Source organism: Macrococcoides caseolyticum (genome assembly GCF_002902665.1).
GTDB lineage: Bacteria > Bacillota > Bacilli > Staphylococcales > Staphylococcaceae > Macrococcoides > Macrococcoides caseolyticum.
Genome location: NZ_PPRM01000026.1, coordinates 16350 through 39421, shown reverse-complemented (window position 1 = coordinate 39421; position 23072 = coordinate 16350). Strand labels below are relative to the sequence as shown.

Here is a 23072-nt window from a genome sequence, read left to right as displayed (position 1 = left end):
GACTCAGGAAAGATATTCTGATCTTTTACAAAAAGCAATTCATTATATTTTTATTGGATTTTTATATAAATATATCATTGCGTATTTTATTAATCAGAAAGTAATATTAAATATAACTTTTGAGAATTCAGATTTATGGATGAAGCTTATCTATATGTATGCTTATAGTTTCTATCTTTTCTTTGATTTTGCAGGGTACAGTTTATTCGCCATTGCATTTAGTTATATTATGGGTGTTGAAACACCACCGAACTTTAATCAGCCTTTTAAAGCAAAGAATATCAAAGATTTCTGGAATAGATGGCACATGTCATTATCTTTTTGGTTTAGAGACATGGTGTATATGCGTTTTGTATTCTTTATTTCAAAGAATAAATATATTAAGAATAATTTTACGACAAGTAACATAGGTTTTATGCTGAACTTTCTTATCATGGGTATCTGGCATGGCATTGAATGGTTTTATATAGCATACGGAATATACCACGGTATCCTATTTGTACTATATGGTTATTATGAACAATATCGAAAGAAACATCCTTATAAGTTACCAGCAAAGGTAGTGGATGTCATAGGAATTTTAATTACGTTCCACGTTGTAGCATTTGGATTTTTAATTTTTTCAGGAAAACTATTTTAGGAGTGAAGAATAATGGAATTTAGACAAGAAGTATTAGATGTAATCGCAGAAGTAGCAGAAAATAATATCGTAAAAGAAAATCCGGACGTAAGAATATTTGATGAGAATATTCTTGATTCATTTGCAACAGTCGGATTATTACTTGCATTAAATGATCGATTAGATATGGACCTTACAATCACTGACTTTGATCGTGATGAATGGGCGACACCAAACATGATCGCAGAAGTGTTAGAAGAATTAAGATGATTAAAAAGTTCTTACCGGCAATAATTGCCATCAGTCTATTTATAGTTTTTTTAGCCATGCCATCTGACTATATAAAAAGATATATTCCTTTTAAGACAGTAACTGGTGATGGTGTCAATTTAAATGAAATAACATTTAAAGGAAGTGCGATTCAGACAGAGATGTTCGAAGACAAGAAATTCTATCCGATATTTGGTTCAAGTGAACTTGAGAAAAGAGATCCCTTTCATCCGACGCACATATTCAAGGAGAAGAAATTCGGTAAAATCCCTTTTCTTATTGGTACAGGTGGATCTACTGACCTAATTCACGCCATTAATATTGGGAGTCATGTTGGGCATATCGAGAACAAAAAGCTTGCAATTATCATTTCACCGCAATGGTTTACAAAAAAAGGACTGGAAGATAACAATTTTTCTGCACGATATTCTCAATTGCAATTAGACAAACTATTGAGCAATCCAAATATATCTCCAGGCTTAAAGCATAGAATAAGTAAGAGGTTAATGCATTTTTCTGCGACTAAGGATGATGCACAAGTCAATGTGTATGCAAATAATGAAGCGGATGATAGCGAAGTTTCAGGAGGAATCTATGAAAACCTTATGGAGAAAAATGATATTGTTAAATCAAAGTTCATGATACCTGGAAATCGATTTAAAAAAAGAAAGCACCTTGACCTAGAACATAAATCCTGGGAAGAAATCAGAGATTTAGCAGTGAAATTTGGAAGTAGGCATGCAACTAACAACCCATATTTTATGAGAAATGAATATTTTGATATGATACAAAAACATCAAAAAAAATTATATCGAAATGGTGAATTTTATATCAACTCTCAAGAATTTAATGATTTACAATTATTGCTTGATATTTTAAAAGAGAGCAAATCAGACCCGATATTTATCTCAATTCCTGCAAATGGAAAATGGTATGATCATATCAATATTCCGCAATCACAAAGACAGCCAGTATATGATAAAATCAACAAGAAAATCGCTTCAGCTGGTTTTAAACTCTATGATTTAAGTGATAAGGAGTACGAACCATATGTATTAAGCGACGCAGTACATATCGGCTGGAAAGGGTGGGCATATATAGATGAACAGATGGATAATCATATTCATCATCGTCCGATAACAACCCCATAAGTAAACCCATAAAAACAAAATCCCAAATCAACGATGTTGATTTGGGATTTTATTAAAATACTTGTTCAACTTCAACCACGCCTGGTACTTCTTCAAGTAATGCGCGTTCGATACCTGCCTTTAATGTGATTGTAGAAGAAGGGCATGTACCACATGCACCAAGTAAACGTAATTTAACGATACCATCTTCAACATCAACTAATTCGCAGTCGCCACCATCTCTTAAAAGAAATGGACGTAACTTTTCAAGCACTTCATTGACTTGGTCAAACATTGTTTGCTGTTCAGTTGTCATAATAACTCCTTTCCAAGAGTATTACTATGTAATTACTCATTTCTTTAGTATAATCAATATAGCATATTTTAATGAAAAAATTAAGGGGGATGGCTTATAAATGATAAATGTTATCATCTATGGTGCCGATGTTGTGTGTGCAAGCTGTGTTAATGCACCGACGTCAAAGGATATTTATGACTGGATTCAGCCAAATTTAAAACGGAAATTTCCGGAACTCACATTTAATTTTAGCTATATTGATATTAATAATAGTTCTAATTTAACGGATCATGATGAAAATATCATTGAACAGATTAACAATGATGAATTATTCTATCCACTGATTGCGATGGATGATGAAATTGTTGCAGATGGTTATATTCAATTGCCACAAGTAACAAAGTTTGTAGAGCAACATTACTGTTAAGGTATCAAGCATAACATAAGAACCCATCAAATGATGGGTTCTTATGTTATCCATTATGATATTTATATAACCAAAGTACGCCTGACTTCATCAGTCGTGCAAGTCTTCCAGTAACGGTTTTTTCCATCAAGAATGCAAAGCCTTCTTTATCTCCTAATGAACCCATGAATCCCTGTATTTTAAGCTCTGGCATTGTTTCAGGGAGTGGTTTATTCTGCCATATATGTTTCATAACATCCACAATCTGTTCTGCTTGAAGTTCGGCAAGTTGTGCACTTGGTGCATGCGGTAGTGCAGCACAGTCGCCTACTACGAAGACATTGCGATGCTCTGGTATTTGGTGATACTGATTCACTTTTACACGATTACCTTCAGCAAGTTCGACAGGTAGTGTACGGACTAATTCTACAGGTTGGATGCCTGCAGTCCAAACGCAAATGTCTACATCATAGGTAATGTCATTATTGTAAAGTTTCCCTGGCTCCACCTTGACAACATTGGAGTTCGGTATCACTTCAACGTCGTTCTTATCGAACCATTTCTTAACATATGTACTCAACTTCTCTGGGAATGCAGGAAGTATGCGTTCACCACGATCAAATAATCGAATCTTGAGATCCTTTCTTGATTCTCGTAATTCACTTGCGAGTTCTATCCCACTTAAACCAGCGCCAACAATTCCAACGCAGCTGCCATTTGGCAAGTCGGCGATTGCCTGATATGTTTTGCGTGCTTTCGTCATCGTCTGAATACTGTAGGTATATTCTTCGGCACCTGGCACATTATGATACTTATCTTCACAGCCAAGTCCAATAACCAGTTCATCGTAATCTACATGATTTTCACCGAGTGAAATAATCTGTTTATTCAAATCGATATGTGTTACTTCCCCGAAGACAATATTGAGACGTTTGTCCTTTGGAAATTCTACACGTACATCTTTATCCGATTCCGTTCCAGCAGCAAGTGCATAGAACTCCGTCTTAAGTCCGTGAAATGGTATCTTATCAATCAAAGTAATATTGTACTCATCCGGTAATGTATTAGGCAAAAGACGTTGCATAATACGCATATTACCGTATCCCCCACCAAGTAACACTAAGTTTTTCATTGTATTCTCCCCATTTATAAGTCAAAGTTCTATAGTTTTTGTACAATTTAAATTATAATATAGTTTGACTTTAATTTATAGCGATTGTCAGTTTCTCGCTATAAAAAAACTTAATGATTCTTGATAAGTAATAGTTATCATGAAAAAAGGATGATCAGATGAATCCAATCGTAGAATTTTGTATTTCTAATTTAGCTAAAGGCGGCCAGAGCGTTTTTGATGAGTTGTCTCAAGATGAGCATCTAGACGTACTTGAATATGGCTGTCTGACTTATTGCGGGCAATGTAACGATAGTCTATATGCACTCGTTAATGGTGATATCGTTACTGGTGAGACACCTGAAGCGTTAAAGAAGAATATTTATCAGCACATAGAAGAAACATGGATTTTTTAGGAGGTAATACAATGTCGACAGTAATATTAACCAAAGCAGCAGCGTATGAAGTGAAATCGATGATGGAACAAAACGGTATGCCGGAAGGTTTCTTAAGAATTTCAGTAAAAGGTGGAGGTTGTACCGGTTTATCATATGGTATGAGTGCAGAGGAATCGCCGGCAGATAATGATGAGGTGCTTGATTTCTATGATGTGAAAGTACTTGTAGACAAAGCCGATGCACCAATATTGAAAGGTACCACTGTAGATTTTAAACAATCATTAATGGGGGGCGGCTTTGCAATCGAGAATCCGAATGCAATTGCTTCATGTGGTTGTGGCAGCTCATTCAGAACAAAAGACGTCGCTGGTACACCTGAGAACTGTTAAGCAGTTTTTATTTTACCTGTATATGCTTGAATTCAAAGTGTAAAAGGATTATTATAAAAGGTGGAATACTTAAAATTATATTTGTGACATATATCACAAGATTATTGAAACAAAATTATATAAGAATGGGTGAAATCGATGGGTTTTGAGAGAAAGAGAGTCGTGATTTTAGGTGGAGGTTATGCTGGGTTACAAACAGCTACTAAACTTCAAAAGTTAGTAAGTTCACAAGATTGTGATATTACGTTAATTAATAAGAATGAATATCACTATGAATCAACTTGGTTACATGAAGCATCAGCAGGTACACGTGAATATCAAGATTGTTTATATCCGATTGCGAGTGTTTTAAATCAGTCTAAAGTTGACTTTGTTACTGCTGAAGTTACAAAGATTAACAAAGATGAGAAGACAGTTGAAACGACTAAAGGTACGTTTAATTTTGATATTTTAGTCGTTGCATTAGGTTTCGAAGCGGAAACATTCGGTATCACTGGTATGAAAGAACATGCTTTCCAGATTGAGAATATCAATACTGCACGTCGTATCGCTACACACATCGAAGAGCGTTTTGCGCATTATGCAAACAGCACAGACAAAGATGATAAAGACTTAGCAATCTTAGTGGGTGGTGCAGGATTCACTGGTATCGAACTACTAGGTGAACTTACTGAACGTATTCCTGAATTATGTAAAGAATATAATATCGATCAATCTAAAGTTAAAGTAACTTGTGTAGAAGCAGCACCAAAGATGTTACCGATGTTCTCTGAAACATTAGTGAAATACGTTGTAGATTATCTTGAAGCACGTGGCGTTGAATTCAAGATTGCAACACCTATCGTTGCAGCAAACGAGAATGGTTTCGTTGTTAAAGTTGACGAGAAAGAAGAACAACTTTATGCAAACACTGTAATCTGGGCTGCAGGTGTACGTGGTTCTAAATTAATGGAAGAATCATTTGATGGCGTTAAACGTGGTCGTATCGTAGTGCGTGAAGACCTTCGTATCGACGGTTACGATGATATCTTCGTTATCGGTGACTGTTCAGCAGTTATGGCTGGAGAGGGTGACAACAAACGCCCATTACCAACGACAGCTCAACTTGCAATGCAGCAGGGTGAATTCACTGCAGATGCAGTTAGACGTTTATTAAACAATGAGAAATTAGCTACTTTCGAATATGATGATAAAGGAACAGTATGTTCTTTAGGTTCACATGATGGCGTAGGTGTTGTATTCGGTAAAGAAATCACTGGTAAGAAAGCAGCATTTATGAAGAAATTAATCGATACACGTGCTGTATTTAAAATTGGTGGTACAGGTATAGCATTCAAAAAAGGTAAATTTCTATAATCGTTATAAAATTTGTATAAAGAAGCTAAGTTTATAGGGATGGGATGCAATGTCCCATCCTTTTTATTTTATATAAAGTGGTGAATAGATGAAAAGAGATAAAGTATGGCTTGGCGTTAGTGGTCTTGTAATAAATGAGCAAGGTGAATGGCTTGTCGTTACAAAGCAATATGGTGGTATGAAAGGGATGTGGAGCTTTCCTGCAGGTTTTGTCGATAATGGAGAGACTGCAGACCAGGCAGTATTAAGAGAGATATATGAAGAGACGGGTATCGAAGGTTCTGTTGAAGGTGTAATTGGATTACGTACAGGGGTTATTAAAGATATCATTTCGGATAATATGATCATCTTTTTAGTACGTCCTGCGCATACAACGATTCGTCAAGACATTCCTGATGAAGAGATTGAAGATGTACAGTTTCGAAGCACTGATGATTTATATCAGGATGATCACTGTAGCCCCATGGTTAGAGCGCTGATTGATGAAATGCAGGCACCTCTGCGTTTAAAGTCTACGACTTCTCCAGGCAAGCAGTTTAACTATACACATTACCATTTATTTTTATAGGAGGATTCAAGTGACAGCATTATTACAATTAATTATATCTACCCTCTTGTTTTTTGTATTGTTTTTCGGAATTGCGTTTATTCTCAATATGCTGTTAAAATCTACGTGGATTATGACAGTGCTTTATCCTTTTGTTGTATTTGCGATTGTCGATAAGATTTCTACAGCAGATTATATACTTAAACCAAAATTTGCATTCAACCAGCTCATACGCGGAATCACACATTTGATGCCTGCCGATATCATAATGTTATCAGGTGGATTTATAGGGGCTATTACAGCAGGATTTGTGATTCGTAATTTACGTCGTAGCGGTTACAGTATGTTTTAGAGGTGAATAGATGAATAATGAAATTAAGGCACATATAGCACGCTATATGTGTTTTTTACCATCACAAATAAGCCAGTTGAAACCTTATATTGATAACGACTTATTTAATGATATTAAGACGGTATATCCATTGCATAGTAACGAAATTATCAGCAGAGAAATTAATGAGAAAAATTACACTTTAATTCCTTGTGGTAATTTAAAACAGTACCAATTCAGTGATGTAAGAAAGCTGATGAATAAGATTAATACGCTTCACTCATTACAAACAGAAGTGAGTGTCGATTTCACATTGCTCTCTCATTATCTTGACAGTGAATTCGTGAATATGATTTCAGAATTGATACAGCTGAAACAAAGAAAAGAGATAAGGAACACTGAAACGATGCTTCATGATGCAGCAGTATACTATCATAAAGCATCTGAAATCGAACGTTATTTTCCGCTCTCTTATGACAAAATAGAGAAAGTAGAAGAAGTAATCGGAGACAATGAACGACTCTATATTATTATTAGTCAACAGGGAAGTGCCCTCTACCATGTTGAACTGAAGCATGAAGATGTGATGAAGATTGTTTATCAGTCTGATACACAACAAGCGGCGAGAATTGCATATAATAATCGTCAGATTGACATCGATGCACCCGTACCCTATGCTATCATCTATGATGCACTCAGTTATGCAAAGCAATATAGAAAGAAGGCCGTAATTCTGACGGACCTTAACGATGAAGCATGTATAACGATCACTGGAACATCAAGTGCATATATCGATACTCTGATCAGTTTATCACTTCCTGTTCGCTTTAATTATGATGTGGCAGCAGCGGAGTCTATATTGACAGAGGCTACAGCAGGAAGGCTGCTGTTTGATGAAAGTAAATGTTTTCACTGGATCGATATCGGCCAATATTGGAATTTAACGAGCTATTATCAGTATATTTTAAATAATTTAGCTAAAGCGGTTGACGAAAAATAAAAAATACTTTAGTATGCTAATATATTAGAGAACTAAAGTGAGGTTGAGAAGATGAATGCAGTTTTAATCGCAGTACTTGTAATGGTTATATTAAGTTTATGTCGACTGAATGTCGTGCTGTCATTGTTTATCGGTGCGTTGGCAGGAGGGCTTGTTTCTGGACTTGGGATAGATAAGACGATTGTTACCTTTACTGGAGGAATTGTCGACGGTAGTGAAGTTGCACTGAGCTATGCATTGCTTGGAGGGTTTGCAGCGATATTATCTTATAGTGGTATTACAGATTATTTCGTTGAGAAAATTATTAATATGCTTAAAAAGGACAATACAGTAAAGACTAGAACAGTGACGAAAGTGACGATACTTGTGTCACTTATCATTATTTCATGTATGTCTCAAAACATTTTACCGGTACATATTGCATTTATTCCAATTATTATTCCGCCGCTTTTAAGTTTATTCAATGAACTCAAAATAGATAGACGACTAATTGCGGTAATCCTTACGTTCGGATTAAACTTTCCGTATGTGTTAATGCCATATGGTTTCGGTTATATCTTTCATGGCATTATCAAAAAAGGTTTTGATAAAGCAAACCACCCTATAGAAATGAATCAGATTTTTCCTGCGATGATCATCCCATCTTTAGGGTTTATCATCGGATTAATAATAGCATTTATAATATTCAGGAAACCACGCGAATATAAGATGATTCAGTTTAAAGAAGAAGTCACAAGAAAAGTATTGAAACCATACGTTGTCATGGTGTCTATAGTAGCAATTGTTGCAACCTTTCTAGTACAGCTTACTACAGAATCCATGATTTTCGGTGCGCTAGCTGGGATTATGGTGTTTTTCCTGTCATTTGCATTTGAATGGAAGACGCTTGATGAAGAACTTGTCTCAGGTATCAAGATCATGGCATATATCGGTGTCGTCATGCTTACTGCGAATGGATTCGCCAGTGTAATGTCTGAAACAGGTGATGTTGAACGTTTAGTTGCGGGTATGGTGAACTTTACAAGTGGTTCAAAAGTATTGACGATTATATTCATGTTAATCGTCGGACTAATCGTAACACTTGGTATAGGATCATCATTTGCAACGATTCCAATTATTGCAGCATTATTTATTCCGCTTGGTGAATCTATCGGTTTATCAACTGCCGCAATTATCGCAGTTATCGGTACGGCCGGTGCTTTAGGAGATGCAGGTAGTCCTGCCAGTGATTCTACGTTAGGTCCAACCGCTGGACTGAATATGGATGGTCAGCACAATCATATCTGGGATACCTGTGTACCGACATTCCTGCTATTTAATATACCGTTAATTATTTGTGGGTTTATCGCTGCAATGATATTATAGTTAAAAACGATAGGAGTTTATATGGAAGCGATTCATCAGTTATTTGAACAGAACAATTTATTGAACCACTTAAATATGAAGTTTCACTCTTTTGATGGTAAGACGATAGTCCTTACGATGCCAGTCTTAGAAGAGGTGACGCAACCTTTTGGTTATCTCCATGGAGGCGCCACTGTCGCCTTATGTGAAACAGCTGCTTCACTCGGATCAAAACTTCTGGCTTCAGATGATGAAATTCCGCTAGGATTAGAAATCAATGCCAATCACATCAGAAGTGTGAATAGCGGGACGGTAGAAGTACGTGCGGAGATCGTCCATAAAGGTCAGTCTACACATATTTGGCAGATGGAAGTAGTTCAAGGTGAAACGCTTATCAGTATTAGCAGAGCGACCATAGCAATCAAGAAGAAGAAATAAAACAAACGCATCCGTTAAAGCGACGGATGCGTTTGTTTTATTTGTGGACTTATTTAATGTCCTTTAAGTCATCTCTAACTGTACTGTCTGTATACTTCGTACCACTGTAATAGGCACTGCGCATAATAAGATGAGATCCGATAGGTCCTGTCGTAAAGATAAATAAAATTGCAAGAAGTAGTGTTGGTTCAAAGTGATGATCTCGTGCCAGGAAGTATAAGAAAACACCGAACATCATAAACATGACACCTAGCGTTGATGATTTACCAGCAGCATGCGCCCGCGTATATACATCAGGAAGACGAATAAGCCCGATTGCGCTCACACATGACAGCAGTGCGCCAATCATAATAAAGATAATACTAATGATCTGTACGATTGTTCCGATCATATTCAACAATCTCTCCTTTTTGCATAAATTTTGCAAACGCTGTTGTACCTAAGAAAGCGAGAACTGCGAGCAGCATGATGATACTGATAAAATATTTTGTATTTAACAACACTGAGAATAGAGCAATCATTGCCATCAAGGAAATGCCTAATGCATCCAGACCAACCACACGATCTGCAAGGGTAGGACCTTTTATTACGCGGTAAAGTATTCCGAGCATCGCAAATGAAACGAGAATCAGTGCGATAATAATTATTAAATCCATATTGATCATTGGATACCAATCTCCTTTATCGCTTTTTCGAAAGACTGTTTGATTCCTTCACATTCAGATTCGATATCACTAAAATCAATAGAATGAATATAAAGTTTAGATTTATCATCACTCACAGCAACAACGACTGTACCAGGTGTAAGCGTGATGAGCAGAGACAATAGACTAATTTCCCAGTCCTTCCTTAAAGATGTCTCATATGTGAAAAATGCAGGTTTTATATCAATTTTTGGTGACATAACAATCTTTAAGACACCAATATTTGCTTTAAAAAGTTCGATAATAAAAATTACAAATAATCGCAATACCTTAAGAAACGGAATGAGATAAAATCCACCTGGCAGAAATGGACGCATAATATACAAGGCAAACAAACCAAATAGATAGCCTAATATGAGGTTACCGAGTGAAGCTGAGCCGGTCATGATCACCCACATAATCATTAGTCCAATATGAATAATAAGTTGTATTGCCATATTATTTCACCCCCAGAGCTTTAACATAAGACATTGGATCATAAATATGCTCAGCTGCAGTCGAGATATACGGATAAAGTTGTTCGCTGCATAATCCAAACAATACAGCCGCCGTTGTCATAATAACAGCAGCAATCAGCATCTTATGGTAAGGTCTGGTTTCATATACAATGCCCTTATCATCGCCGAAAAATACCATGATAAAGATTTTGATAACAGATAGCAGTACGATTAAGCTACTGATCAAAATGATGATTGCACTCGCAGTATAGCCTTCTATAAAGGCGGCTTTTACGATAAAATATTTACCGAAGAATCCACTGAGAGGTGGTATACCTGCCAGACTTAATGCTGAAATAAAGAACGCCCATCCGAGCACAGGATAACGTTTAATTAATCCACTAATATTTCTGATATCTGTTTCTCCAGTAATCTTGATGATAACACCGACTAACATAAAAAGACTTGCTTTAATGATCATATCGTGAATTAAATAGTATATGCCACCGATTACAGATTCTCTTGTAAATATTACGATTCCCATAATAATTACACCGACAGCAATCATAATGTTATAAATAATAATCTTCTTCATATCGAAATATGCTATCGCTCCAATACAGCCGAAGACAATCGTTAACAATGCAAGGACAAGTAATATATTTGTTACTACAGGTCCTGAATAACTGAAGAATAAGCTATATGTCCTATAGATTGCATAGACACCGACTTTCGTAAGTAATGCCCCAAACAATCCCAAGATTGGTATCGGCGGTGCATAGTAAGCACCAGGCAACCAGAAATAAAGCGGGAACATTCCGGCTTTTGTTGCAAATATGAAGATAAATAGAATAGAGACAACGATAATAATATCCTGATTCTGTATACTTGATATCCTATTGCTGATATCTGCCATATTCAGTGAACCGACCACTGAGTAAAGCATCCCAATGGCCAATACGAAAAAGGCAGAAGATGTAACATTAATCAAAATATATTTAATGCTTTCCTGTAGCTGTATCTTTGTTCCTCCGATGATCATAAGAACATAGGAAGCAATTAAGAAGACTTCAAAGAATACGAATAAGTTAAAGATATCTCCTGTTGTAAATGCGCCGTTAAGTCCAGCAAGCATAAACATTACAGAAGTATAGTAGTAATAAGTTTCACGATCTTTTCCGATTGTCTGGTATGAGTAGAAGATCATGAGCAATGTGATGAATGTAGAAGTTACTACAAGAATCGAAGCAAACATATCAGAAACAAGGACGATACTATAAGGTACTTTCCAGTTCCCAAGCTCTAGATATGTTGTTCCATTCTTGTATACATGGATAAACTGAATCACAGCTGCAATAAGTGTGATTAATGTGCCGAAAAAAGCAACCATACGCTTTATGATTGGTCGTTTACCAATCAGGATTAATATAATTGCGGTAATTGCGGGCAGAATGATTGGCATTATAACTAAGTTACTCATCATCTGGTACCCCCTTGAAATCAGCTACATTATCAGTTCCGAGTTCTTTATAGCTACGAAAAGCGAGCACTAGGAAAAATGCAGTTACCGCAAAACTAATAACGATAGCTGTTAAGATTAATGCCTGTGGAATAGGATCCACATATATTTTCTGCTTTCCAGAATAGATTGGAGAAGCCGCATTTTTTAAAGTGCCGCTTGTAAGAAGCAGCAAGTTGACCGCGTGTGAAATGATTGAAGAACCGATTATAATTCTAAGTAAACTTTTAGAAAGAATTAAATAGACGCCAGCAGCAACTAAAAAGCCGCTTAAGATAATTATTAATATTTCCATTATTCACTCTCTCCAATCGTTAGGATAATGGTCAGTGTTGTTCCAATCACGACGAGCATTACACCGATATCGAAAAATAATGCTGTATGATAATGTATTGCACCAAGTACAGGTATATGCAGCTCGCCGAATGAATGTGTAAAAAATGGTTTGCCTTGCAGTATACTGATAAACGGTGTCGCATAGCAGAATATAAGTCCGATGCCGATAACTTTTTTGAAGTCGATTGGCAGAATACGATACAAAGTCTTAATATCGTATGCAATTAAGATAATCAGTAACGCCGCAGAGATTAATAATCCACCGACGAAACCACCACCAGGTAAATAATGTCCGTTCATAAATATAGAGAATGCAAACATTACAATAATGAAGAAGACGACAAGCGTGCAGAATTGTAATATCACATCATTATCTTGTTTCTTCATTATGTTCACCTCTCGTCTTTCTTAGTCTGATGAGTGTATAGATACCGATTCCTGCAATGGCCAGTACACTTGATTCGAATAATGTATCAAATCCTCGGAAATCCACGAGTATAACATTGACCATGTTTTTACCGGCTGCAAGATCATATACATTTTTGATGTAGTATTCAGAAATAGATGTAAAGTGTTTATTGCTGTAAGATACTAACGCAATAAGTGATACGATTATGCCGGTCGTAATAGCGATGACGACATTTGTGATTTTAAATTTCTTTTCCTCAGCATGACGATATTTCTTAGGCATATGATAGAAACACATCAGAAATAAAGCAGTTGAAATGGTTTCGATTGACAACTGTGTAAGTGCAAGGTCCGGCGCTTTAAAGAACACGAAGAGTAAAGCGATGGAATATCCGATTGCACTCAGCATTATAATACTGAATAAACGCGACTGGGCCTTTAATATCATTATCGTTGCAATAACGATGATTAATATAAGGACAAGTTCATAAAGTCGAATATTCGCAATGGATTCAAAGTATATTGAGAAATCTGTTTTTAAAAACACATAGACAGACATCAATAATAACGTTGTGAATATACTTACAATGCTGAAACGAATAGAGTGATAGACAAGCCTTCTGTTCACTTCATAACTCAGCTTTTGTGATTGATCTAATACAATATTATATAAGTTATTCAGCTTTATTTGCGCAGGCCATAGCTGGTAAACCTTCTGCCACTTTGTAATAAAGTAGAGCATTACGCTCCCTATAATAATGATTGCCAGCGTAATTAAAAAAGGCATATTAATACCATGGAAATGATGGATATGCTTTAGAGTGACATTATCGTTAACAATGGCGCTTGTTGCGGACTGCAATAATGGTCGGAACATATCTGGTAATGCTGATATTATTAACATCACTGAAATAAGTATAATCGGTGACAATAAAAATAATATCGGTGCTTCGTGTGGTTTCTTTTCAGTTTTATTTTCGATTTTATTTGGCAGGAATACATCTTTAATCAGTTTTAAAGAGTAGATAAATGTAAATATACTGCCGACAAACATCAATAGTAGCAGGAACCCACTTAGCAATGTATTAAATAATCCATGTTCTGTTGATAATAATACAGATTCTAAAAACATTTCCTTACTGATAAATCCATTGAATGGAGGCACACCAGCCATGCTGAGTACACCTAACGTTGTAAGTGTAAATGTGATTGGCATAATGAACATTAAGCCGTTGAGCTTATGAATATTACGTGTCCCTGTTTCGTGATCGATAATTCCGACGAGCATAAATAGCGCGCCTTTAAATGTTGCATGGTTCAATATATGGAACACAGCGGCAGTAATCGCGATATAATACGCTGTTTCATGTCCTGTTTTTAAACTGATTGACCCAATACCGAGTAAGCTCACGATGAGTCCGAGCTGACTCACTGTACTAAAGGCTAGAATACCTTTCAAATCAATTTGGTTGACCGCTTTAATAGAAGCAAAACACATTGTAAACAATCCGATGATAACGATTGCATATGTCCAGGTGTTACTTACTGCAAATAATGGTGTAAATCTTGCAATTAAATAAATGCCGGCTTTAACCATCGTTGCAGAATGCAGGTAAGCACTGACAGGTGTCGGTGCTTCCATCGCATCTGGTAACCAGATATGGAATGGAAACTGCGCAGATTTTGTAAATGCTGCAAGTAGAATAAGTATAGCTGCTAACGTGAACAATGAGTGTGACTGCACTTTTGGTGCTTGAGCGAATATATCAGAAATAACAGGTGTCCCTGTAATACCGATAAGGATGCTCAGCCCACCAAGCATCATCAATCCACCAAACACCGTAATCAGCATCGACTTCAACGCCCCGTTCGTTGATTTCTCTTTATGATACCAGAATGAAATCAGTAGGAAACTTGAGATACTTGTAAGTTCCCAGAATAGATAGAGCGATAAGACGTTATTGCTTGTTACAATGCCTAACATTGCCCCCATAAACAATAATAAGTATGTATAGAAACGACCCAGCGCTTCCTCTTTATGCAGGTAATGAATCGAATAGAACACGACAAGTGTTCCAATGATTGAAATAAGTAATGTAAATAACAATGTCAAGCCATCTAGACGGATATCAAAGTTGAGACCGATACTTGGCATCCAGGTAAAGTGTTTGTTGATGGGTGCGTGCATCACAGTTTGAATTAACGATAAAAAGTAGAGTGACGCGATAACGGGTACAAGCAAGACGAAATATCCTGTATGTATGCCTTTTATATACTTTGCCAAAATGCCAGGTAGAAGACTAGCGAAGATTGGAAGTAATACGATTAATAATATAGACACCGATTGAACCTCCTTTAAATTTCATACTCTCTATTATACAGAAAAATGTGAGTTTATTAATGACGCTGCTTGGAATAACATATCATTGTACATCTAAAATTCATATTTCTTTAAATAAGAAGAAAACACATTTTCTGAAATTAAAAGTTCACAAAATTGTAACAATATAATCTTAAAATTTAACTTTATATTGTCTTTCGTATTCCGATTTTAAATTTTGAAGCATAGCCAATGATTGTTGATTAAATGCACTGTCCTCTTTATTAAGTTTATCTTCCATCTTAAGGAGTGCGTTTTGAAGAGATTCTTCGTATGATATGATATCTTCTTCATAAGGTTTCAATAAATTTTTATCAACGATGCGTTTTTCTTTGAAGCTTAGTGCACGGCGTTCATGGAAAAATACATTTTCCACTTCGTTACGGTTATGTAGATCACCTTGAGTAGGGTGGGTGATAACATTTATAACCTGGACAAGTTCGCCGTTTGGTCTTGATTCCAGATGTTCTACAATATAAATTCCTGTTTTATGCATAAGTCTAAAATACATATTCATCATCCTTTATGTTAAAATGGTTTATTGTAAACATCATATCATGAAGGAGAGAGAAAAATGACTAATTTTCCTCAATTAAGTACAGAAATTTCTGAAAATGAAAAACTCGTAACAATGCATACAAATAAAGGTGTAATGAAGTTTAAGTTATTTCCTGAAATCGCACCAAAGACTGTAGAGAACTTTATTCAGTTATCACAAAAAGGATACTATGAAGGCATCACGTTCCACCGTGTGATCAATGACTTTATGATTCAAGGTGGAGATCCAACTGGTACTGGTATGGGTGGAGAAAGTATTTACGGTGACAAATTCGAAGATGAATTTTCTATGGAAGCTTTCAATCTATATGGTGCATTATCGATGGCGAATGCAGGTCCTGGTACAAACGGTTCACAATTCTTTATCGTACAGATGAAACAAGTACCGGCACAAATGTTGTCACAGTTAAAGCAAGGTGGCTGGCCTGAAGAAATTGTTGATGCGTATGCTGAACACGGAGGAACGCCATGGTTAGACCAGAAACATACGGTATTTGGTCAGTTGGTTGAAGGTGCAGATACGTTAGAAACAATCGCTGCAGTAAAGGTTGGGGCGCAAGACAAACCTCTTGAAGATGTGATCATCGAGCGTATTGAAGTACAATAAGTAATCATTCATAAGTCATGAAATCGTCATGACTTATGATTTTTTTTTATGTCCATCATGTTATAATAATAAAAATTAGGAGTGTGAAGTTATTATGATGGAATTTCTATATTTCCCTGAAAATAAGTGGGAGTACGTACCTGCAGTCATGTCACTGATCTTTTTTATGGTGCTTGCATATATAACATATCGTTTCTTTAAGAAGAATTCAGAAGCGGAAGAGAAGAAGTTAAAAGCATTTGAAGCAGAAGTTATGCAAAGATTAAAAGAGGATAAAGACAATGAATTCAGAGTTTAATATAAAGATGTATCAAATTTTAAACAAATGGAATCCGATGCAGCTTGAAGATGCAAGCGAGGGTGATATGGAATATTATGAAATTATGGATATTATGCATCAGAAGTTGCCGTATGACATCACAGTTCAAAAAATTCAAGATGTCTTTAAATTCAGCTTTGACACAGCCCCTTCTAAATCAGAAACAGAACACGTTATCACACAAATATATGCATTAGATCAATCATGTGGAGTATAGACTTCACATGATTTTTTTTAATGATTTAATTATGATAAAATAAGCTAAAGAAAATGAGGGATGATGATGAAGAAAACTTATAAAAAAGGACAGTTTATAAAAGTAAAGGTTACTGGTATTCAGCCGTATGGAGCATTCGTTGAAACTGAGGACCACACTGAAGGTCTGATTCATATTTCAGAAGTGATGAACGATTATGTCCATAATTTGAATTTATTGCTTTCTGTAGGACAGATTGTGAAGGCCAAAGTGTTGAATGTTTCAGAAGATGGCAAACTCAACCTAAGTTTAAAAGACAATGACTATTTTAAGAAACAAGAAAGAAAGAAAACGAAACGTTCTTTGCTAGAACAACTCAATGAGCCTGAATCTATTGGGTTTAAGACGCTTCAAGAACGTTTGCCTGGGTGGATTGAACGCGGATTAAAGCTATAATTTTTATGCACGAATATGTATAAATAATTTTTGTAAAATTTCGAGCATTTAGGGTTGAACTATTGAAAGAAATTGTTCATTATATGTATGTAAGGGTTTTCTAACCATAATACTTAAGGGGGAAAATATTAAATGATTTCGTACAGACATGAACCTTTTACAGATTTTACTGTAGAAGAGAATAAACAAGCAATGCTAAAAGGTATCGAAACAGTAAAAGGATATCTAGGAGAAGACTATCCGCTCATTATCGGTGGTGAGCGTATCTTTACAGATAATAAAGTACGTTCATATAACCCGGCGAATCGTGAAGAAACAGTCGGTAATGTATCACAAGCGACACAAGAACATGCTGAACAAGCAATGAAAGTTGCTAAAGAAACATTCAAAACCTGGAGAAATACTGATCCTAAGATGCGTGCAGATATTCTATTCCGTGCAGCTGCAATCATCCGTCGTCGTAAACATGAATTCTCAGCAATCATGATTAAAGAAGCTGGTAAACCTTGGAATGAAGCGGATGCAGACACAGCTGAAGCAATCGACTTCCTTGAATTCTATGGACGTGAAATGTTACGTATTAAAGATGGCGTAAAAGTTGAGAGCCGTCCAGGTGAATACAACCGTTATGACTACATCGCTTTAGGTGTAGGTGTTGTTATTTCACCTTGGAACTTCCCATTAGCAATTATGGCGGGAACAACAGTGGCACCTTTAGTTACAGGTAACACTGTACTCCTTAAACCTTCAAGCAATACTTCTGTTGTTGCGTATAAGTTTATGGAAGTATTAGAAGAAGCGGGTATGCCTAAAGGTGTAGTAAACTACATTCCAGGTTCAAGTCGTGATATTGGGGACTTCATCGTAGACCACGTAGATACACGCTTTATCTCATTTACTGGTAGCCGTGACGTGGGCGTTCATATTTATGAACGTGCAGCGAAAGTTCATGAAGGCCAATTAAACTTAAAACGTGTCATCGCTGAAATGGGTGGTAAAGATACAATCGTCGTTGACTCTGAAGCAGACATTGAATTAGCAGCAGAATCAATCGTGAAATCAGCGTTTGGCTTCTCAGGTCAGAAATGTTCTGCATGTTCTCGTGCAGTCATCGTTGAAGATGTATACGATGAGGTTGTTGCATTAGTTAAAGAAAAAACTGAAAAGTTATCTGCAGGGAACCCAGAGACGAATGAACATTTCATGGGACCTGTTATTGATGAAAAGTCATTAAATAAAATTAAAGAATACATTGAAATAGGTAAATCTGAAGGACGTTTACTTGTAGGTGGAACAACTGATGAGTCAGTTGGAAACTTTGTAAATCCAACAGTTTTCGTTGATTTAAAACATGATGATCGCTTAATGCAGGAAGAAATCTTTGGTCCAGTTGTCGGTATTACTAAAGCAAAAGATTTCACGCAAGCAATCGAATTTGCAAATGATACAGATTATGGTTTAACAGGTGCAGTTATTACAAATAATCGTGAACATCTAGAACAAGCACGACGTGATTTCATGGTAGGTAACTTATACTTCAACCGTGGATGTACAGGTGCAATCGTTGGCTACCAGCCATTTGGTGGATTTAAAATGTCTGGTACAGATTCTAAAGCGGGTGGACCGGACTACTTAGTACTGCACATGCAAGGTCGTACAACTTCTGAAATGTTTTAATCTATATAAAATCTAAACAGTAGTGCGGTGCACTACTGTTTTTAAAAAAGGGGAATAATAATGACGAAATCTCAAGATATTATCGAAATTACAAATCATTACGGAGCGCCAAACTATCACCCACTACCAATCGTGATCTCAGAAGCTGAAGGGGTATGGGTAAAGGACCCGGAAGGCAACAAATATATGGATATGTTATCAGCGTACTCAGCAGTAAACCAAGGACACCGTCATCCAAAGATTATTCAAGCATTGAAAGAACAGGCTGACCGTGTGACATTAACTTCACGTGCTTTCCATAGTGACCAATTAGGTCCCTGGTATGAAAAGATCTGTAAACTTGCAGGTAAAGAAATGGTATTGCCGATGAATACAGGTGCGGAAGCAGTTGAAACTGCAATTAAAGCAGCGCGACGCTGGGCATATGATGTTAAAGGTGTAGCGAAAGACCAGGCAGAAATCATTGCAATGAAAGGGAACTTCCATGGTCGTACGATGGCTGCTGTATCATTATCAAGCGAAGCAGAATACCAACGTGGCTATGGTCCATTATTGGGAGGCTTTAAACTTGTTGAGTTTGGTGATATTGAACAGATTAAAGCGGCTATAACACCGAACACTGCTGCGGTATTACTTGAGCCAATCCAAGGTGAAGCAGGAATCAATATTCCTGAAGATGGATTTTTAAAACAAGTACGTGATGTATGTACTGAGAACAATGTATTATTTATTGCTGATGAGATACAGGCAGGTCTTGGTCGCTCAGGTAAGATGTTTGCTACAGATTGGGATAATGTAGTTCCTGATATGTATATTTTAGGTAAAGCATTAGGTGGTGGAGTATTCCCGATCTCATGTGTGCTAGCTGATAAAGAAATTTTAGAAGTATTCAATGCAGGTAGCCATGGTTCAACATTCGGTGGGAATCCATTAGCATGTGCGGTGTCAAATGCAGCGTTGGATGTATTGGTGGATGAGAAGTTAGCAGAACGTTCTTTAGAACTAGGAGAATATTTCCAATCTAAATTGAAAGAAATTGACAACCCTGTTATTAAAGAAGTTCGTGGTAAAGGATTGTTTATTGGTGTTGAATTAAATGAAGCAGCACGTCCATACTGTGAACAACTTAAAGAACTAGGCTTACTATGTAAAGAAACACATGATACTGTAATCCGCTTTGCACCGCCTTTGATCATCTCTCAAGAAGATCTAGACTGGGCGATTGACAAAGTAAAGCAAGTATTTTCAAAATAGTTGGTAGCGTTTTCAATTTTGGACTTTTAAAAGTTTTTTAATATGTTACAATTAACAATGTAGAATTATAGAATAAAAAAAGAGGCGAATAAAATGTCAGAAACTACTAACTTAGTGTCATCTACACAGGAAATTATTCATGAAGCTTTAGAAAAATTAGGCTTTGATGAAGGTATGTATGATTTAGTGAAAGAACCATTACGTCTATTAACAGTACGCATCCCAGTGCGTATGGATGATGGTTCGGTTAAAACTTTCACGGGTTACCGTGCTCAGCATAATGATGCTGTAGGTCCTACTAAAGGTGGGGTACGTTTCCACCCGGATGTTGATGAAGATGAAGTAAAGGCTTTATCAATGTGGATGACATTAAAATGCGGTATCGTTGATCTGCCATACGGTGGAGGTAAAGGGGGTATCGTGTGTGATCCACGTCAGATGAGCATTCATGAAGTTGAACGTTTATCTCGTGGCTATGTTCGTGCGATTTCTCAAATCGTAGGTCCAACGAAAGATATTCCAGCACCGGACGTATTTACAAACAGTCAGATTATGGCTTGGATGATGGATGAATACAGCATGATGGATGCATTCAATTCTCCAGGATTTATTACAGGAAAACCGATTGTACTTGGAGGATCACAAGGACGTGACCGTTCCACTGCATTAGGTGTAGTAATTGCAATAGAAGAAGCAGCAAAACGTCGTGGTAAGCACATTAAAGATGCTCGAGTTGTTATTCAAGGTTTCGGTAATGCAGGAAGTTTCTTAGCGAAGTTCTTATATGATGCTGGCGCTAAAGTTGTCGGAATTTCAGATGCGTATGGTGCTTTACATGATCCAAATGGCTTAGACATCGATTATTTATTAGATCGTCGTGATAGCTTCGGTACAGTAACGAATCTTTTTGAAGATACAATCACTAATAAGGAACTATTCGAATTAGATTGTGACATTCTAGTACCAGCTGCAATTTCTAACCAGATTACTGGCGATAATGCACATGATATTAAAGCTGATATCGTAGTTGAAGCTGCAAACGGTCCAACAACACCTGAAGCAACTAAAATTTTAACTGAACGTGGCATTCTACTTGTGCCAGATGTACTTGCAAGTGCAGGTGGCGTTACAGTATCATACTTTGAATGGGTACAGAATAATCAAGGATATTACTGGACAGAAGAAGAAGTTAATGAGAAGTTAAGAGATAAGCTTGTAACTGCATTTGATAATGTATATACATTATCTCAAAACAGAAATATTGATATGCGCCTAGCAGCATACATTATCGGGATTAAACGTACAGCAGAAGCTGCACGTTACCGTGGATGGGCTTAATCATTTTCAATTATATATTTTTTATGACATAATATGCTTACTTGCATGTTATGTCATTTTTATTTCAGGAGGAAGTAATGAATCAATTTACATTTTATAATCCAGTTAAACTGGTATTTGGAAAAGAAAGTCTAGAACAGTTGGACGATATGGTGAAAGCTTATAGTAACGGAAATAAAGTACTACTTACATACGGAGGAGGAAGCATTAAGAAGACAGGTCTTTATGACAAAGTAATGGAAAAGCTATCAGACTTTGAAGTATTTGAACTGTCTGGAATTGAACCGAATCCACGTGTTGAAACGGTACGTAAAGGCGTAGAAATCGTTAAAGAGAATAATATCGATTTTATCGTAGCAGTCGGTGGTGGATCTGTCATCGATGGTACGAAATTGATTGCAGCTGCAAGTAAATATGACGGTGATGCATGGGATATCGTTACACGTAAAGCACAAGTACAAGATGCTGTACCGTTTGGAACGGTATTAACATTATCTGCAACTGGTTCTGAAATGAACTCAGGCAGTGTTATTACAAACTGGGAGACGAAGGAGAAGTTAGGATGGGGTTCACCTCTTGTATTCCCTAAGTTTAGTCTGTTAAATCCGGAAGTTCTATACACATTACCAGAGCATCAGACAGTGAATGGTATTATCGATAGCATGAGTCACCTATTAGAACAATACTTTAACGAAGCAGATAATACAGAAGTACAAGACCAGATGATCAGTGGCGTACTGAAGACTGTGATGAAGACTGGACCAATTGCAGTGAAAGAACCAGAAAATTACGAAGCACGTGAGACATTGATGTTATCATCAACAGTTGCATTAAACGGCTTCTTACGATTAGGCTACGTTGGTGACTGGGCAACACATAATCTAGAACATGCAGTAAGTGCTGTATACGATATTGCACACGGTGCAGGTCTTGCGATATTATTCCCTGAGTGGATGCGTTATGTAAGTAAGCAGTCTCCGGCACGATTTGTGAAGTTTGCTGAAGATGTGTTCAATGTAGAGGCATCTTTGTCAGATGAAGAAAAGATTAATTATGCGATTGATGAAATTCAGAACTTCTGGACAGGTTTAGGAGCGAAACAGAAGTTATCTGATTATGGAGTGAAAGCTGAAGATTTAGAAGCATTTGCAGATAAAACTTTAGTCTATGGCCCATTCGGTAACTTCTATAAGTTACAACGTGAAGACATACTAGCAATCTATAAAGCAGCATTATAATATTCAAC

The 23072-nt window shown here is 36.6% G+C and carries 30 protein-coding genes; 20 read left to right on the top strand and 10 right to left on the bottom strand.

Translation table 11 applies throughout. The annotated features are described in order from the left end of the window. From CD152_RS05110 to dltD, 3 genes are all read left to right on the top strand, one after another. Positions 1-640, top strand: a 640-nt coding sequence (locus CD152_RS05110) for an MBOAT family O-acyltransferase (RefSeq protein ID WP_276308312.1), incomplete at its 5' end; no start/stop codon positions are given. 12 nt (positions 641-652) lie between these two features. Beyond that, positions 653-889, top strand: a complete 237-nt coding sequence (gene dltC, locus CD152_RS05105; protein ID WP_101140984.1) for a D-alanine--poly(phosphoribitol) ligase subunit 2 — start codon at positions 653-655, stop codon at positions 887-889. Continuing rightward, positions 886-2040 carry a D-alanyl-lipoteichoic acid biosynthesis protein DltD gene (gene dltD, locus CD152_RS05100; protein ID WP_157820889.1) on the top strand — a complete coding sequence of 385 codons (1155 nt, stop codon included), beginning with the start codon at positions 886-888 and terminating at the stop codon, positions 2038-2040. The genes dltC and dltD overlap by 4 nt, the downstream gene beginning before the upstream one ends. 52 nt (positions 2041-2092) lie before the next feature. Here the strand turns inward: dltD and CD152_RS05095 are convergent, their stop codons facing one another. Continuing rightward, complete coding sequence (locus CD152_RS05095) at positions 2093-2335, bottom strand: NifU family protein (RefSeq protein WP_041635844.1); 243 nt, start codon at positions 2333-2335, stop codon at positions 2093-2095. Positions 2336-2435: 100 nt separating this feature from the next. On the opposite strand from CD152_RS05095, the gene CD152_RS05090 reads away from it, so the two are divergent. Beyond that, the gene (locus CD152_RS05090; RefSeq protein WP_101140982.1) at positions 2436-2744 is read left to right on the top strand and encodes a YuzD family protein; all 309 of its coding nucleotides are present in this window, start codon (positions 2436-2438) and stop codon (positions 2742-2744) included. 46 nt (positions 2745-2790) lie between these two features. Here the strand turns inward: CD152_RS05090 and CD152_RS05085 are convergent, their stop codons facing one another. Beyond that, on the bottom strand, positions 2791-3855 hold the full coding sequence (locus tag CD152_RS05085; protein WP_012656472.1) for an NAD(P)/FAD-dependent oxidoreductase: 1065 nt from the start codon (positions 3853-3855) through the stop codon (positions 2791-2793). A gap of 158 nt (positions 3856-4013) precedes the next feature. Here CD152_RS05085 and CD152_RS05080 point away from each other — a divergent pair, with 158 nt between their 5' ends. The 8 genes from CD152_RS05080 to CD152_RS05045 all read left to right on the top strand — a co-directional run bounded on the left by CD152_RS05080 (position 4014) and on the right by CD152_RS05045 (position 9637). After that, positions 4014-4250 (top strand): YuzB family protein, encoded by a 237-nt coding sequence (locus CD152_RS05080; protein ID WP_086038361.1) that lies wholly within the window; start codon positions 4014-4016, stop codon positions 4248-4250. 11 nt (positions 4251-4261) lie between these two features. Then, positions 4262-4621 (top strand): HesB/IscA family protein, encoded by a 360-nt coding sequence (locus tag CD152_RS05075; RefSeq protein WP_101140981.1) that lies wholly within the window; start codon positions 4262-4264, stop codon positions 4619-4621. 138 nt (positions 4622-4759) lie between these two features. Beyond that, complete coding sequence (locus CD152_RS05070) at positions 4760-5977, top strand: NAD(P)/FAD-dependent oxidoreductase (protein ID WP_103214472.1); 1218 nt, start codon at positions 4760-4762, stop codon at positions 5975-5977. An 88-nt stretch (positions 5978-6065) separates the two neighbouring features. Beyond that, a complete protein-coding gene (locus CD152_RS05065; protein ID WP_101140979.1) occupies positions 6066-6545 on the top strand; it encodes an NUDIX domain-containing protein in 480 nt (159 codons plus the stop codon). 10 nt (positions 6546-6555) lie between these two features. Continuing rightward, complete coding sequence (locus CD152_RS05060; protein WP_012656476.1) at positions 6556-6876, top strand: YuiB family protein; 321 nt, start codon at positions 6556-6558, stop codon at positions 6874-6876. Positions 6877-6886: 10 nt separating this feature from the next. Then, positions 6887-7855 carry a hypothetical protein gene (locus CD152_RS05055; RefSeq protein WP_103214471.1) on the top strand — a complete coding sequence of 323 codons (969 nt, stop codon included), beginning with the start codon at positions 6887-6889 and terminating at the stop codon, positions 7853-7855. Between the two features lie 51 nt (positions 7856-7906). Beyond that, positions 7907-9220 carry a Na+/H+ antiporter family protein gene (locus tag CD152_RS05050; protein WP_103214470.1) on the top strand — a complete coding sequence of 438 codons (1314 nt, stop codon included), beginning with the start codon at positions 7907-7909 and terminating at the stop codon, positions 9218-9220. A 21-nt stretch (positions 9221-9241) separates the two neighbouring features. After that, positions 9242-9637, top strand: coding sequence for a PaaI family thioesterase (locus CD152_RS05045; protein WP_103214469.1), 396 nt, complete (start codon positions 9242-9244; stop codon positions 9635-9637). A 49-nt stretch (positions 9638-9686) separates the two neighbouring features. Here CD152_RS05045 and mnhG read toward each other — a convergent pair whose 3' ends face one another. The 8 genes from mnhG to CD152_RS05005 form a co-directional block, all read right to left on the bottom strand. Beyond that, on the bottom strand, positions 9687-10028 hold the full coding sequence (gene mnhG / locus CD152_RS05040; RefSeq protein ID WP_041635847.1) for a monovalent cation/H(+) antiporter subunit G: 342 nt from the start codon (positions 10026-10028) through the stop codon (positions 9687-9689). Next, a complete protein-coding gene (locus tag CD152_RS05035; RefSeq protein WP_012656481.1) occupies positions 10000-10302 on the bottom strand; it encodes a Na(+)/H(+) antiporter subunit F1 in 303 nt (100 codons plus the stop codon). The genes mnhG and CD152_RS05035 overlap by 29 nt, the downstream gene beginning before the upstream one ends. Beyond that, on the bottom strand, positions 10299-10778 hold the full coding sequence (locus CD152_RS05030) for a Na+/H+ antiporter subunit E (protein ID WP_012656482.1): 480 nt from the start codon (positions 10776-10778) through the stop codon (positions 10299-10301). Before CD152_RS05030 ends, CD152_RS05035 begins: the two co-directional genes overlap by 4 nt. 1 nt (position 10779) lies before the next feature. Continuing rightward, positions 10780-12261, bottom strand: coding sequence for a Na+/H+ antiporter subunit D (locus CD152_RS05025; RefSeq protein WP_103214468.1), 1482 nt, complete (start codon positions 12259-12261; stop codon positions 10780-10782). Continuing rightward, positions 12251-12592: a Na(+)/H(+) antiporter subunit C gene (locus tag CD152_RS05020; protein ID WP_012656484.1), complete on the bottom strand. Its 342-nt coding sequence runs from the start codon at positions 12590-12592 to the stop codon at positions 12251-12253. Before CD152_RS05020 ends, CD152_RS05025 begins: the two co-directional genes overlap by 11 nt. After that, positions 12592-13020, bottom strand: a complete 429-nt coding sequence (locus CD152_RS05015) for a Na(+)/H(+) antiporter subunit B (RefSeq protein WP_101140974.1) — start codon at positions 13018-13020, stop codon at positions 12592-12594. The genes CD152_RS05020 and CD152_RS05015 overlap by 1 nt, the downstream gene beginning before the upstream one ends. After that, positions 13004-15382, bottom strand: a complete 2379-nt coding sequence (locus tag CD152_RS05010; RefSeq protein ID WP_101140973.1) for a Na+/H+ antiporter subunit A — start codon at positions 15380-15382, stop codon at positions 13004-13006. The genes CD152_RS05015 and CD152_RS05010 overlap by 17 nt, the downstream gene beginning before the upstream one ends. A 172-nt stretch (positions 15383-15554) precedes the next feature. Further along, positions 15555-15932: a kinase-associated lipoprotein B gene (locus CD152_RS05005; protein WP_086038369.1), complete on the bottom strand. Its 378-nt coding sequence runs from the start codon at positions 15930-15932 to the stop codon at positions 15555-15557. Between the two features lie 63 nt (positions 15933-15995). Between CD152_RS05005 and CD152_RS05000 the strand changes: the two genes are divergently transcribed. The 8 genes from CD152_RS05000 to CD152_RS04965 all read left to right on the top strand — a co-directional run bounded on the left by CD152_RS05000 (position 15996) and on the right by CD152_RS04965 (position 23064). Then, positions 15996-16586, top strand: a complete 591-nt coding sequence (locus CD152_RS05000; protein ID WP_012656488.1) for a peptidylprolyl isomerase — start codon at positions 15996-15998, stop codon at positions 16584-16586. Between the two features lie 94 nt (positions 16587-16680). Continuing rightward, complete coding sequence (locus CD152_RS04995; protein WP_099482534.1) at positions 16681-16884, top strand: hypothetical protein; 204 nt, start codon at positions 16681-16683, stop codon at positions 16882-16884. Further along, entirely contained in the window at positions 16868-17122 is a 255-nt protein-coding gene (locus CD152_RS04990) for a DUF1871 family protein (RefSeq protein WP_101140970.1), read from the top strand. Before CD152_RS04995 ends, CD152_RS04990 begins: the two co-directional genes overlap by 17 nt. 66 nt (positions 17123-17188) lie before the next feature. Then, positions 17189-17557, top strand: coding sequence for a S1 domain-containing post-transcriptional regulator Ygs (ygs, locus tag CD152_RS04985; protein WP_101140969.1), 369 nt, complete (start codon positions 17189-17191; stop codon positions 17555-17557). Between the two features lie 132 nt (positions 17558-17689). Then, positions 17690-19234 carry an L-glutamate gamma-semialdehyde dehydrogenase gene (pruA, locus tag CD152_RS04980; RefSeq protein ID WP_101035147.1) on the top strand — a complete coding sequence of 515 codons (1545 nt, stop codon included), beginning with the start codon at positions 17690-17692 and terminating at the stop codon, positions 19232-19234. Positions 19235-19294: 60 nt separating this feature from the next. Continuing rightward, positions 19295-20488 (top strand): ornithine--oxo-acid transaminase, encoded by a 1194-nt coding sequence (locus tag CD152_RS04975; protein WP_086038374.1) that lies wholly within the window; start codon positions 19295-19297, stop codon positions 20486-20488. Between the two features lie 93 nt (positions 20489-20581). Then, positions 20582-21826 (top strand): Glu/Leu/Phe/Val family dehydrogenase, encoded by a 1245-nt coding sequence (locus CD152_RS04970; protein ID WP_012656492.1) that lies wholly within the window; start codon positions 20582-20584, stop codon positions 21824-21826. A gap of 77 nt (positions 21827-21903) precedes the next feature. Further along, complete coding sequence (locus tag CD152_RS04965; RefSeq protein ID WP_101030430.1) at positions 21904-23064, top strand: iron-containing alcohol dehydrogenase; 1161 nt, start codon at positions 21904-21906, stop codon at positions 23062-23064. The last annotated feature ends 8 nt before the right edge of the window (positions 23065-23072 follow it).

Coding starts and splice junctions, on each gene's coding strand:
- dltC (WP_101140984.1), top strand. CDS start 653: ATGGAATTTAGACAAGAAGTATTAGATGTAATCGCAGAAGTAGCAGAA.
- dltD (WP_157820889.1), top strand. CDS start 886: ATGATTAAAAAGTTCTTACCGGCAATAATTGCCATCAGTCTATTTATA.
- CD152_RS05095 (WP_041635844.1), bottom strand. CDS start 2,335: ATGACAACTGAACAGCAAACAATGTTTGACCAAGTCAATGAAGTGCTT.
- CD152_RS05090 (WP_101140982.1), top strand. CDS start 2,436: ATGATAAATGTTATCATCTATGGTGCCGATGTTGTGTGTGCAAGCTGT.
- CD152_RS05085 (WP_012656472.1), bottom strand. CDS start 3,855: ATGAAAAACTTAGTGTTACTTGGTGGGGGATACGGTAATATGCGTATT.
- CD152_RS05080 (WP_086038361.1), top strand. CDS start 4,014: ATGAATCCAATCGTAGAATTTTGTATTTCTAATTTAGCTAAAGGCGGC.
- CD152_RS05075 (WP_101140981.1), top strand. CDS start 4,262: ATGTCGACAGTAATATTAACCAAAGCAGCAGCGTATGAAGTGAAATCG.
- CD152_RS05070 (WP_103214472.1), top strand. CDS start 4,760: ATGGGTTTTGAGAGAAAGAGAGTCGTGATTTTAGGTGGAGGTTATGCT.
- CD152_RS05065 (WP_101140979.1), top strand. CDS start 6,066: ATGAAAAGAGATAAAGTATGGCTTGGCGTTAGTGGTCTTGTAATAAAT.
- CD152_RS05055 (WP_103214471.1), top strand. CDS start 6,887: ATGAATAATGAAATTAAGGCACATATAGCACGCTATATGTGTTTTTTA.
- CD152_RS05050 (WP_103214470.1), top strand. CDS start 7,907: ATGAATGCAGTTTTAATCGCAGTACTTGTAATGGTTATATTAAGTTTA.
- CD152_RS05045 (WP_103214469.1), top strand. CDS start 9,242: ATGGAAGCGATTCATCAGTTATTTGAACAGAACAATTTATTGAACCAC.
- mnhG (WP_041635847.1), bottom strand. CDS start 10,028: ATGATCGGAACAATCGTACAGATCATTAGTATTATCTTTATTATGATT.
- CD152_RS05035 (WP_012656481.1), bottom strand. CDS start 10,302: ATGATCAATATGGATTTAATAATTATTATCGCACTGATTCTCGTTTCA.
- CD152_RS05030 (WP_012656482.1), bottom strand. CDS start 10,778: ATGGCAATACAACTTATTATTCATATTGGACTAATGATTATGTGGGTG.
- CD152_RS05025 (WP_103214468.1), bottom strand. CDS start 12,261: ATGATGAGTAACTTAGTTATAATGCCAATCATTCTGCCCGCAATTACC.
- CD152_RS05020 (WP_012656484.1), bottom strand. CDS start 12,592: ATGGAAATATTAATAATTATCTTAAGCGGCTTTTTAGTTGCTGCTGGC.
- CD152_RS05015 (WP_101140974.1), bottom strand. CDS start 13,020: ATGAAGAAACAAGATAATGATGTGATATTACAATTCTGCACGCTTGTC.
- CD152_RS05005 (WP_086038369.1), bottom strand. CDS start 15,932: ATGTATTTTAGACTTATGCATAAAACAGGAATTTATATTGTAGAACAT.
- CD152_RS05000 (WP_012656488.1), top strand. CDS start 15,996: ATGACTAATTTTCCTCAATTAAGTACAGAAATTTCTGAAAATGAAAAA.
- CD152_RS04995 (WP_099482534.1), top strand. CDS start 16,681: ATGATGGAATTTCTATATTTCCCTGAAAATAAGTGGGAGTACGTACCT.
- CD152_RS04990 (WP_101140970.1), top strand. CDS start 16,868: ATGAATTCAGAGTTTAATATAAAGATGTATCAAATTTTAAACAAATGG.
- ygs (WP_101140969.1), top strand. CDS start 17,189: ATGAAGAAAACTTATAAAAAAGGACAGTTTATAAAAGTAAAGGTTACT.
- pruA (WP_101035147.1), top strand. CDS start 17,690: ATGATTTCGTACAGACATGAACCTTTTACAGATTTTACTGTAGAAGAG.
- CD152_RS04975 (WP_086038374.1), top strand. CDS start 19,295: ATGACGAAATCTCAAGATATTATCGAAATTACAAATCATTACGGAGCG.
- CD152_RS04970 (WP_012656492.1), top strand. CDS start 20,582: ATGTCAGAAACTACTAACTTAGTGTCATCTACACAGGAAATTATTCAT.
- CD152_RS04965 (WP_101030430.1), top strand. CDS start 21,904: ATGAATCAATTTACATTTTATAATCCAGTTAAACTGGTATTTGGAAAA.